The organism is bacterium (assembly GCA_021372615.1).
Lineage (GTDB): Bacteria > Armatimonadota > Zipacnadia > Zipacnadales > UBA11051 > JAJFUB01.
In genome coordinates, this window is the sequence record JAJFUB010000085.1 from 35,020 (window position 1) to 46,639 (window position 11,620).

Below are 11,620 nucleotides of genomic sequence, written 5' to 3' on the forward strand. Positions count from 1 at the left end.
TGTGAGGTGACGGACGTGAACCGCTTCTGCCTGCTCGCGCTGCTGGTGCTGACCCCCCTTGTGGCCCACGCCGACGACCCCATCGCCAACGCCTCCTTCGCCGACGGCCTGAAGGGCTGGGAGACGTGGCTCGAGGCGGCGGAGGCCAAACCCCCGGTCACGGTGGACCATGCGGTCTTCCGCGGCGCGGACATGGCCTCGCTGGCGATGAAGGCGGAGACCGGCAGGCGCGGCCTGCTGCTGCAGACGGCCCTGCCGCGCGATCCGCAGGTCAGCAAGTACCGCTTCACGCTGTGGGTGAAGTGCCGCAACCTGGGGCCGGACTGGATCATCCGCGCCGCGCTGATGGCGGCGAAGGACAAGACGGTCATCAAGTGGCTACAGAACAGCCACTTCACCCAGCGCGGACGGACAATGGACTGGACACCGTGGTCGCTGGAGGCAGTCGTGCCGCCGGAGGCGACCCACCTGGCCATCTGCCTGGGCCTCTGGACCGACGACAAGCTGAAGGCCAACCCGCCGGAGGGCGGCGGGACGGTGTGGTTCGACGACCTCGCCCTGTCGCCCGTCGGGGCGCCGACAGCCCCGACCGCAGCCCCGGCGCCTGCGCCGACCGGGCTCCAACTGGAGCGCCTCTTCCCCATTGGCGAGCGCGGCCTCTTCCAGCCCGGGCAGCCCCTGCAGCTCATGCTCAGCGGGCAGTGCACTGCCCCGACGCCGGTGGAGTATGGCCTTCAGGTGCGCCTGGTGGACTTCTTCGGCCAGCCTGCGGGGGCCAAGTCGTTCCATGTGCGGGCCGAGCCCGGCAAGCCCGTACGCGAGACCCTCGACCTCCCCGCCGCCGACCGCCTGGGCTGGCTGCGCGTGGAGACCACCTGTACTCATGACGGCAAGGCGGCCGTCGGCCCGCAGACCTCCCTCTGCGTCGTGCAGCCCGTGGAGCGCCGCGACGACTACTTCGCCGCGGACGTGAACGGCCAGGAGGCCGAACTCGTCCCGGCGATGCGCACCATCGGCGTGTCTGCCCGCAAGATAGGGGGCACGATCCGCTGGGTGCCCATGGACCAGCGGGGCGACCTGGTGAAGTACTGGCAGAACGAGATCACGACCGGCCGCACCGCGGTCTACTGGAAGTCGGACCTGACCCTCATCGGCAACATCTTCATCGGCGGGGAGTTCATGGACCCGCAATGGAAGGCGACCATCGAAGAACGCCGCCAGCAGGGCCTGTTCCCCTACCCGGACGCCTTCTTCCAGCAGTTCGGCGACTTCGTCGAGGCCGAGGCCACCGTGTTCAAGCCCCGGGTGAAGGTGTGGGTGCTGTCCGAGGAGATTGACGGGACGGTCGGGGTGCCCGACCTGCTCAGCGGCAGCCCCTCGGCCGAGGTCATGCGCTATGTGCTCATGTGCCGCATCGCGTACCAGCGCCTCAAGCAGGTCAACCCCGAGAACCAGGTCATCGGCCTGGCGGTATCAAGCGACTTCAACCAGACCCCGAGCTACCCGATGGTGCGGCGGCTGCTGGCGGACCTGCGCGACTACACGGACGTCATCGGTCCGGACCTGTACACCGACTCGTGGAACTGGGTCGTTCAGCCCAGCCGCGGGCCGGAGGCCGGCGAGATGCGCAGCAAGCTGCTCGACACGCTCGCCCTGCAGGCGTCGCTGCACAAGGCCACCGTCACGACCATCTCCGAGCGTGGCTATGGGTTGGCCCTGCATCTGCCCCCCACCGACCCGCTGGAGAAGCTGCAGGCCGACCTCACCGCCCGCAGCCTCATCATCGGCAAATCCTTGCCGCAGGTGCAGTTCTACGCCCTGCACATGTTCTGCGGCAGTGGCGGCTGGTGGGAGAGCACCGGCAAGGTGTCCACGGACGCCAACCCGCAGATAGACCTGGGCCTGTGGCGGTCGTGGTACGAGAAGGGCGGGAAGGTCTGGTACCGGCCGCGCAGCGCCGTCGCGGCGTATGCGACGGTCGCCCGGATGCTCGGCGGCAGCACGGCCTGCACCGAGGTCCTGCCCGAGCAGGGCATCTACAGCTATGTCTTCACCTGCCCGGACCGCACGGTTGCGGCGCTCTGGACGACCGACGCCCAGTCCTGCGCCATGCAACTCGATCTGCCGGCGGAGGTCGAGTGTGTGGACCTGATGGGCAATGCCCGGAAGCTCGCGAAGGGGCCGGCGCAGGTGGCGCTCAGCAGCTCCCCCGTGTTCCTGCGAGTGGCCGCGCCGCCCGAGGTGATAGCGGAGATGTTGCGCAAGGCGACGTTCCCGGCGCGGTCGTCGCTCAAGGCCGAGGCGCGCCTGGCCGATCTGAACACCGCGGTCGTGGACCTGGTGAACCAGTCGGCACAGCCGGTGTCGGTGGAGGTGCGAGTCACCAAGGTGGCGGGGGCAGTCGCGGCCACACCGACCTTGCGGGGTGAGGTCCCTGGCAGTGGAAAGCAGAGCCTGCGCGTGCCCCTGCAGCAAGTGCAACTGGCGCGCCTGGGGGAGCTGCAGGCGACCATTCACGCCGGCGCGCAGGCGCTGCCCGTGGTGGCGGATCTGTCGGCGCGGGCCGTGCCGGCAGTCGGCGGGGCCGTGAAGGTGGATGGCGACCTGGCCGAATGGGCGAAGCTGCCGCCGCTTGCGCTTGACTCGGCAGACGCCCTGATGCCGTCGCGCGAGGTGATGGCCCGGGGCCTGTGGACGGGGCCGGATGACCTGAGCGTGACGGCCTGGCTGGGATGGGATGAGCGCGCCCTGTACGTGGCGGCCCGCGTGCGCGACGACGCCCACGTGCAACGCCAGTCGGGCGACAAGATGTGGATGGATGATTGCTTCCAGTTCGCGCTGGACATGGTCAACGACGCGCTCTCGCCGGCCGTCGCCGGGCGCAGTGGCTATGACGCCAACGACTACAACTTCGGGGCGGGGCTGACGGGCGATAGCCCGAGCCTGTACTGCTTCGTGGAGCGCGGCGCGACGGAGCCTCAGGGCCCGCGTTCATACCCGGTAGCCGTCAGGCGCGTCCGGGGCGAGACCGTGTACGAGTTGGCGCTGCCGTGGGAGGCGCTGAGGGTCCAGCCGCGGCCGGGCTTGGTGTTCGCCCTGAGCTTCGTCGTGTTCGATGTGGATACCCCCGAGGAACGACAGGCCAGCTACTGGATGGGCCTCACGCCGGGCATCGCGGGCGGGCAGGACCCGTCGCAGTACCGGACGTTCGTGCTGACGCGCTGAAGGGTCTGCGGGCGAGGCACGCAGGTCCGGCGAGTCCAGAACGCCCGGTGGGGCAGGTCTGGCTGGAACACACAGCAGGAAGGACGCAACACAAGGGCGAATGGCGCGTGGTTGTGCTACGAATACCGGCCCAGGAGGGTTTGTCTCATGCGACGTGTGGGCTTTACGCTGATTGAACTGCTGGTCGTCATCGCCATCATCGCCATCCTGGCGGCGATCCTCTTCCCCGTCTTCGCCAAGGCCCGTGAGAAGGCGCGGCAGACAAGCTGTCTGTCCAACATGCGGCAGATCGGGAACGCCACGCTGATGTACTGCAGTGACTACGACGGGCGTTGGTGCCCGTCGCCGACCGTACGGGCCGATGCGGTGGGCTGGAGCGTGACCCTCGCGGCGCTGGCTCCGCAGGCGCAGATCCAGCCGTACGTCAAGAACATCCAGGTGCACACCTGTCCGTCGCGGACGGAGGCGAACGGCTGGAGTTCCGGCGGCCACGCGATGTACGGCAGCGCCGCGTATCCCGACGAGTTCCTGGGCCTGGGCCTCGGCTACGGGCCGGGCCAGTACTCCAACCCGCCGGTGCACGTCGAGGCGCTCGACCGTCCGGCCGAAGTCGTCGCGTGGGCGGACACGACGTACCCGACGTCGCTGGGCGCCGACCGCTGCTTCGCCTATCCGCGCCTCAAGTACCCCAATGCCTGCCACTACGAGAGCTACATCGGCACCGCCGACTATACCGCCCACAACGGCGGCAGCAACGTGGCCTTCTTCGATGGCCACGCCAAGTGGCTGGCGGCGTCCACAATCATGGGGACGTACTGAGCGGACCGACGGGGCTGCTACGGCGAAGGGGGTGGGGTCGGCCGGGCCCAGGCCAGCCGGCCCTCCAGCACATCCACGACCCGCTGGGCGGCCGGCTGGACATTGGTGCGGTCGGCGCCCTTGAGCGTCAGCGGCAGCAGGTACTCGTAGCGCAGGAAGTACAGGAAGCGCGTGATGAGGTCCTCGTCCACGGGCTGGTCCACCAGCTCGGGCAGGACATCGGCGAGGTCCTCGTCGGCGCGCACATGCCGCGCCACGCCGGGCACGTTGTATAGCGCCCTACCCAGTGTTGCCACCGGCCGCATGTTCAGCAGCGCCTCCACCCCCACCGACGAGTTCAGCGTCACCACCGCCCGGGCGCTCCCCACGATCTCACTCACCGGCGTCGTCCGCAGGAAGCGCACCTGCGGCATGGAGGCGCGCAGCGCGCCGTAGTCAATGCGCCCGTAGTCCGATGGGTGTTCCTTGACCACCAGTGCCAGGCTGTCGCCCGTCCGGGCGTTGTACGCTTCCACCTGCTGTGCGGTGTAGCGCATCGCGTCGGCGACGGTGTCGAAGCGCGGCGAGAAGACCAGCACCTGGCTGTCGTCATGTACCTGCATCGGGAAGAGGACGAAGCGCTCGGGCAGCGGCTTGGCGTCGTCGAGGTCATCCTGACCCGTGGCGGACGTCTTGCGCAGCGGGCGCTGCTGCAGGCGCGTACCCAGTAGCTCCTGCGTGCGGGCCGGGTCGAGGGTCAGTGCGCGGTAGGCTTCCGGCGGCCAGTCGGTGATGCTGCTCTCGGCGTTGATGCCGCCGGGGTCCATCGCCATGGTGCCCGGGAAGGGCCCGTTCTCGCAGATGATGGCATGACGGCCCAGTGAATGCGCCGCCGCCGCGGCTGCCGCCAGCGGAACGCGGAAGGCGCTCCACATGACCACCGCGTCGTAGCCTTCCAGGGCGCGCCGCATGACGTCGTACCACGCAGCCGCCACGCGCGAGAGCCACTGGGAGAACTGCGCGGCATCGGCGGTGCGCCGGACACAGGCCATGCGCGTGGCCTCGAAGCGTGTGATGCGCTCCAGCAACTCGGGCGCGAGGACGCGATGACGGCGCAGGCGCAGCAACTGCGTCGGTGGGATGAACTCCCAGACGCCGCGGCAGCGATGCCCGAGGCCCTCGGGCAAGGCCCCCCCCATCAGCCGGAACAGGTGGCATTGGTGGCCCCAATGCCACACGAAGAGCACTTTGCGGTGCGTGGACATGAGCGGGTGGGCGTCAGGAGGCGTGGAACTGGGTGACATCTGAGATGCAGCTTCCGTAGGCGTGTTCTGTGCGGAGCGATGGTTCCTTCGCCGTCGCCCGTGTCTTCTCCTCGCGTCGCGCCCGCTTCACTACCCACGCCGTCTGAAGCAGGACCGTCTCACTCCGGCAACGAAATGCCTCGGCGCCGTGCCGAACGCTCCCTGTGAGGATGCCATGAAGCGACGCGGTCTACTGTTGGCTGTCGGTTGGCTGGCGATGCTCTCGCCTGCCCTGGCTGTTGAGCCCGCCGAGGTGGCACTGTATGAGTGCCGACGCTGCGCCACGCCCCCCGTGATGGACGGGCGCCTCGACGACCCCTGCTATGCCTCTCTCCCCGTGATGGACCAGTTCTACAAGTACTGGAGCCCGGCGCCGCTGCCTCCGCCCCTGCGCACCGAGGCACGCTTGTGCTACGACGACCGGGGCCTGTACATGGGTGTCACCATGTTCGAGGACCAGCTCGACCGGGTGAAGGCGGAGGTCACCGGTCGGGACAACCCCGAGACGTGGCACGACGACTGCGTCGAGATCATGGCGGACCCGCACAACACCGGGAGCAGCTACTTCAAGTTCACGACCAACCTCAATGCCGTCCGACATGACCAGAAGGCCGCGAACCTGGTGCTGGACGACGGCTGGAGCGTCGAGGGCTGGCAGGTGAAGACCTCGCGCGGGGACGGGGCCTGGTGCATCGAGTTCTTCCTGCCCTGGAGCGACGTGGACGCGCAGCCGCGCGAGGGAGACGTCTGGTCGTTTGACCTGGTGCGCTACGGCTGGGCCACGGGCGCCTTCAAGGGTGTGAGTTGGTCACTGGGCGGCGCGGGGGCGGCCCCGGCCAAGTTCGGCTACCTGTACTTTGGCCCGCTGCAGCCGCTGTCAGACAGCAAGCTCCAGCGTCTGGCGAAGATCATCCGCCCGACCAAGGGCGACAGTTTCCGGTTCATCATGCCGCCTACGGTCTACACCCGCCTGCCGACCGGCCAGTGGCTCCGTCAGGACGTGACGACCTGGCTCAGCGATGGCCGGAAGCGCGTGAACGACGAGCTGACCCAGGCGCAGGCGGCGCTGCTGGCCATACCGGCCGGCCCGGATCGCGAGCGCCTGAGCAAGGCCTACGCGGCAGTAGCGATGCAGACGCCAGACGCGACGCAGGGCGAGGAGACGCCGATCCGGCCGGCAGAGGCGGTCCTGTTCCACTACGACTTCCTGCGGCTCGCGCGACAGGCCGCCGAGGTCAAGTGGGAGGCCCGCGTCTGGGAGTTGGTCAGTGCGTCTGGGAAGTGAGCCTAGACGGTCGGCTTCCGTAGAAGCATCTCACGGCGTGGACCAACACAGGAGAGCCCATCATGGACACCCGACGCAGCGCCATCATCCTCGCTGTGCTGGCGGTCTGTTCGCTTGCCCACGCCCGTCACAACGGCGACTACCTGCGCCAGGTGACGACGCGGCTGCAGACGCCCCACGTGGACGTTGTGCCCCGCTACGCGCCCGGCCAGCCCCACGTGCTGTTCATCACGCCGCGCACGTTCGCCCCGCGCGAGATCGTCGAGCTATGGCAGCGCTTCGACCTGGACTTCGACGCCTTCACCACGGCGCACTCCGGGCTGATGTCCTTTGAGTCCGACGCGGGGGCCGCGCCCTATGACCTGGCGGTCGAGGGCACCAGCATCGAGGAGAAGACCTCCGAACTCCTTGGCCTGCTCGCCAAGCCCCACGAGGCCTTCGTGATGGCCAACGCCTCCCTGGACATGCTGCCCAAGGAGGCCCAGTACCGGCTGCTCAAGCAGGTGAACGACGGCGCCGGGCTGCTGTTCACGTACGGCCGGATGACGCGGCTGCCGATCTTCAAGCAGCCCCTGGCCGACGGCCGCGAGCAGATCACCCAGGGCGTGCCACTGGCCGCCACGGACTTCTTCGCCCGCGAGGACGTCCGCAAGGCCCTGCGCGTCCAGGCCGACAGCGACATCCCCGGCAAGGTCGTGGAGACGTACCGCTTCGGCCAGGGGCGGATCGCCGTGCTCACGTGGGGTAGCGGCTCGGGCACGTACTATGGCGGCCACGGCCTCACCCCCCCGGAAGCCTACTCGCTGCACTGGGCCGCCGACTACGACACCTTCCTCTCGCTCGTCTACCGCGCGCTGCTGTGGACCGTGGGCAGCAGGCAGCCGGCCGTGCAGTTCACGGGCCTGCCCGCCGGCGGCACGGTCTATCCGCGCGACAGCCTGCCGCAGCAGATCCCGCTCACCCTCAAGGCCGACAAGCCGCTGACCGGCAAGCTGACCGTCACGGTCCGCGATCACACCAGTGCCGTCGAGGGCCGGCAGGAACTGCCGCTCAAGCTCACCGCCGGCGACAACACCGTCAGTCTGGCGCTCCCCAAGGTGAAGGCCGGACGGCACTTCCTGGACCTGGCCGTCGTGTCGCCGCAGGGGGTCGAGCAGTGGGGCACGGTGTGGTGTGAGGTGACGGCCCCGGTCACGATGGCACAGTTCGGTGCGGCTAGCGAGTTCTGCGAGCAAGGGCAGGCCCCGGCGCTCACGGCCACGCTGTCAGCCCCCGCGCCGCCACAGGCCACGATCCGCCTCTCCCTCACCGACACCAACGACCGGCTCTACCTGCTGCGTGCCGTGCCCGTCCCGGCCGGGCAGACGACGGTGAGCCTCGGCCAGGCCGATCTCGCCGGCGCGACCACCATCGCCAGCCGCCTGCACGGCGTGTTCCTTGTCGCCGGGCAGCCCGTGGACGCGCAGGACCAGTTCCTCTTCGTGCCGCGCCGCCAGAGCGACCAGTTCCGCTCCGTCATCTGGGGCGCGGGCGGCGACAGCGGCCTCACCTGGCTGGCCATGCGCCAACTCCGCGCCGCCGGCTTCACCTATCACCTGTCGCACCCCTCGGCCTCGGGCAGCGTCGAGCGCCTCATGGCCCTGTGCGACCTGCCCCTGGTCTGCTACGCCTATCGCGTCATGGGCGGGGCCGATGACAGGGGCTGGCGCAAGGACCACTGGGTCAAGGATGTCGAGGACGGCTGCGTCTACAACCCGGAGTTGCAGCAGAAGGCCAGCGCGTCGGTGCTGGGGCGCATCAAGAACGTGATCCCCTATGGCGTCAGCCTCTACAGCCTCGGCGACGAGAACTACTTTGACTATGAGTCGGGCTTCTCCCCCGTGGGCCTGCAGTCGTTCCGGGCGATGCTCCAGCGCAAGCACGGGACGCTGCAGCAGCTCAACGCCACGTGGGGGACGCAGTTCGCCAGTTGGGACGAGGTCAAGCCGCTGCCGACAGCGGACGCGATCAAGCAGGGCCAGTGGCCCGCGGTCCATGACCACATGAGCTTCAACGAGCAGGAGTACGCCTTCTACCATCACTTCCTGCGCGAGGAGATACGCAAGGCCGACCCGGGGGCGTGGGTCGGGGCGGAGGGCTCCGTGCCGGGCGACCTGGAGGAGACGGTCGCGGGCCTGGAGATCTGGGGTCCGTACTCGGACAAGCGCGGCAATGAGCTGCTGCGGTCGCTGGTGTCACCGCAGGTGGTGCGGGGGAACTGGTGGGGGGGCTACGTGGGCTCGCACGGAGGCCGCGCCGGGGCAGACATCCTGTGGCGACAGCTCATCAGCGGGGCGGTCAACACCAGCCTCTACTTCGCCGCCGTCGGTTCCGAGGGGCTGTTCGCGAGCGAGCTGAGCTACGCCGACTACTTTGACAAGATGCTGCCGGAGCTACGCGAGATCTACGGCGGCATCGGCCAGCTCTTCGCTGCCGGCCGCGTGCCGGATGATGGAATCGCCATCCACTGGTCCCAGGTGAGCGAGCACGCCGCGAGGATGTTCACTGGTGTGGGCACCCCGGCGGCCTCGCAAGGCAACCTGCTGGCGCTGCTGGACCGCTGCGGCTTCGGCTATCGCTTCGTCACTACGAAGACGATCGGCCAGGGGACGCTCGACCAGGGCGTGCGCGTGCTCTTCCTGCCGTGCTCGCAGGCGCTGTCGGATGATGAAGTGAAGCGGATCACTGCCTTCGTGGACGCCGGCGGGCTGCTGGTCGCCGATGTCGGCGCGGGCCTGATGGACGGCAACTGCAAGCCGAAGTGGAAGGCCGGCGGGGCCTGGGAGGGGCAACTGGATGCCCTGCTGGGCGTCACCCGCAAGGGCGACCCGCAGTCCCAGCAGACCCCGGCCAGCCAGACCTTCGACCTCGGCGGCGCGAAGCTACCGCTGCGCGACTTCCCCTTCCGGCCGGACAGCTCGGTCGTGGCGCAGTCAACGGCACAGATCGGGGACACGCCGATCTTCCTGCTGCGCAGCCACGGCAAGGGGCGCGTGGTGTTCCTGAACTTCACCTTCCCCAATGCCGAGCATCCCGATGCCGTCCCCTTCTGCCGCGACCTGCTGGCAGCGCTGCAGGTCGCGCCGCGCTGCCATCTGACCGAGAGCAAGGGCTACCTGGCGCGGCGGTTCGTCCAGGGCGGCCTGGAGCTGATCGGCGTGGCGCGCGAGGGCAAGAACGCCCCCGACACGACGCTGCAGTTGGCCCAGCCCGCGTATGTCTACGACGTGCGCGCGGGGAAGGCGCTGGGCAAGCTGACCAGTGTGGCCCTGTCGGCCGGTGGACCGCCGGTGCGCGTTTTCGCGTTGCTGCCGACTCCGGCCAAGGCCCCGACCGTGGCGTCCCCGGCCGCCGCGGCACGTGGCAGCGTCACGAAGCTCGCGCTCACGCTACCTGGCGCCGCCGCAGGACGACTTGTGCGTCTGCAAGCCCTGCGGCCCGACGGCGCCGAGGCCATGCCCTACCGCGCCTATGTGACCATGCCCGGCCCGCAGGCCACGGCCCGGCTGCCGTGGGCCTACAGCGACCCGGCCGGGGCCTGGACCGTGCGCGTCACGGACGTGGCGACCGGGCAGAGCGGGACGTGTAGGGTGACGGTGCGTTAGGCGGCAAAGCGACGCACGGGGTGCCACGGCCAGGCCCCCTGGCCGTCCAGGGCATGGTCCAGGCACTGCCAGCCCTGCTGGCAGTGGCACCCGTGGCAGACTACGCGGCGGGGTCCCCGTCGGGCCACGCCCGACACCCAGCCCTGGTTCGGAGGCCGACGAGCATGTGGCTGCCTATGCTGCTGATGGCTGCGCTGGCGTCTGTGGCCGTGCCGGCGTCTGCCCAGGACGAGGTCGTGGCGACGGTCAAGGAGGAGCGCCTTCCGGAGAAGGACGCCGGCCGCGAGGGGCTGCAGTTGGTCAAGCGCTCCCTCACGCTGGGCAATGCCGCCTTCCGCTATCAGCAACTGGTGGACCCGGCGCAGCAAGACAAGCCCGTCGTCCAGCGCTACGGCGACTACGCTCTCGGCTGCGACTTCCCGCGCGGCTCGTGGAATTGGGACCTGGAGTACTTCCTGAACGTCACGGTGGCGCGCCCGGGCGACAAGCCGTTCGTCGCCAACCGCGCGCTCCTGCAAGAGAGCATCACCATCCTGCAGCAGGGCCAGCGCGGTGTGGCCGACATGGTGTGGCCCCTGCCCGCCACCGCCACGCGGCCTCAGCCTGGCTGCCTCGCCGTGCGGTTCGTGAAGCTCCCGGACGACCCCGCCTGGATGACCGTGCGGGTCAGCATCGAGGGCGAGCCGGACACGAAGCTCACGCAGATCGAGCTGCACTCGTATCCCACCGTCACCAGCGGCCCGCCCGAACGCCAGCGGTGGGCGGCGACGCCGACGCGGACGATGCAGATGGGCAAGCCCGTGCCACTGGACCCCGCGCAGGAGTGGGCCGTGCTCATGCACAACCGCTTCGCCCACGAGGACGGCGGCTCGCTGCTGGTCATGGACCCCGACCAAGTGACGAGCGCCGACATCGGCGGCGTGTACCCCATCGCGGTGCGCATGGCCCTCAAGCCGCTGTCGGCGGCGACCTTCGCCATGGGCTACTTCTGGGACACGCCCTACCCGCAGGCCATCGCCGCCTTCATGCCGGAGGCGCCGGCCCGTCTGAAGCGCCTGCGGGCGACGGACTGGAGTGTGCCGGTGGACCTGGCGCGCTGGCAGCGGGAGCAGGCGGAGGTGGCCGAGGTCCTGGCCCTCGCCGGGGCCGCGGCGGGCGACCGTGCGGCCCGGTGGCACCAACTGCAGGTGGACATGGCGGTCACCATCGCCGCGCTGCAACAGCCCCAACCCGACCCCGCGGCCTACCGCCGTTTCGTGTCGCTCAGCCGTCAGGCGGCCGACCTGAAGACTGCCCTGTATGACCCGGCGCTACAGGCGCTGATCAAGCAAGCAACACAGTAGCCCCTCCAGGGGCGCCGTCTC

At 69.4% G+C, this 11,620-nt stretch carries 6 protein-coding genes; 5 read left to right on the forward strand and 1 reads right to left on the reverse strand.

Annotated features, from left to right (window positions below):
* Positions 1–15: 15 nt before the first annotated feature.
* On the forward strand, positions 16–3,225 hold the full coding sequence (locus LLH23_12135; protein ID MCE5239224.1) for a hypothetical protein: 3,210 nt from the start codon (positions 16–18) through the stop codon (positions 3,223–3,225).
* Between the two features lie 147 nt (positions 3,226–3,372).
* Positions 3,373–4,044: a DUF1559 domain-containing protein gene (locus LLH23_12140; GenBank protein ID MCE5239225.1), complete on the forward strand. Its 672-nt coding sequence runs from the start codon at positions 3,373–3,375 to the stop codon at positions 4,042–4,044.
* Between the two features lie 17 nt (positions 4,045–4,061).
* On the opposite strand, the gene LLH23_12145 is transcribed toward LLH23_12140, so the two are convergent.
* Complete coding sequence (locus LLH23_12145; protein ID MCE5239226.1) at positions 4,062–5,327, reverse strand: hypothetical protein; 1,266 nt, start codon at positions 5,325–5,327, stop codon at positions 4,062–4,064.
* A 175-nt stretch (positions 5,328–5,502) separates the two neighbouring features.
* Here LLH23_12145 and LLH23_12150 point away from each other — a divergent pair, with 175 nt between their 5' ends.
* The 3 genes from LLH23_12150 (at position 5,503) to LLH23_12160 (ending at position 11,599) form a co-directional block, all read left to right on the forward strand.
* Positions 5,503–6,612, forward strand: coding sequence for a hypothetical protein (locus tag LLH23_12150; GenBank protein MCE5239227.1), 1,110 nt, complete (start codon positions 5,503–5,505; stop codon positions 6,610–6,612).
* 62 nt (positions 6,613–6,674) lie between these two features.
* Positions 6,675–10,256 carry a beta-galactosidase gene (locus LLH23_12155; protein MCE5239228.1) on the forward strand — a complete coding sequence of 1,194 codons (3,582 nt, stop codon included), beginning with the start codon at positions 6,675–6,677 and terminating at the stop codon, positions 10,254–10,256.
* 164 nt (positions 10,257–10,420) lie between these two features.
* Positions 10,421–11,599 carry a hypothetical protein gene (locus tag LLH23_12160; protein ID MCE5239229.1) on the forward strand — a complete coding sequence of 393 codons (1,179 nt, stop codon included), beginning with the start codon at positions 10,421–10,423 and terminating at the stop codon, positions 11,597–11,599.
* The last annotated feature ends 21 nt before the right edge of the window (positions 11,600–11,620 follow it).

Coding starts and splice junctions, on each gene's coding strand:
- LLH23_12140 (MCE5239225.1), top strand. CDS start 3,373: ATGCGACGTGTGGGCTTTACGCTGATTGAACTGCTGGTCGTCATCGCC.
- LLH23_12145 (MCE5239226.1), bottom strand. CDS start 5,327: ATGTCACCCAGTTCCACGCCTCCTGACGCCCACCCGCTCATGTCCACG.
- LLH23_12150 (MCE5239227.1), top strand. CDS start 5,503: ATGAAGCGACGCGGTCTACTGTTGGCTGTCGGTTGGCTGGCGATGCTC.
- LLH23_12155 (MCE5239228.1), top strand. CDS start 6,675: ATGGACACCCGACGCAGCGCCATCATCCTCGCTGTGCTGGCGGTCTGT.
- LLH23_12160 (MCE5239229.1), top strand. CDS start 10,421: ATGTGGCTGCCTATGCTGCTGATGGCTGCGCTGGCGTCTGTGGCCGTG.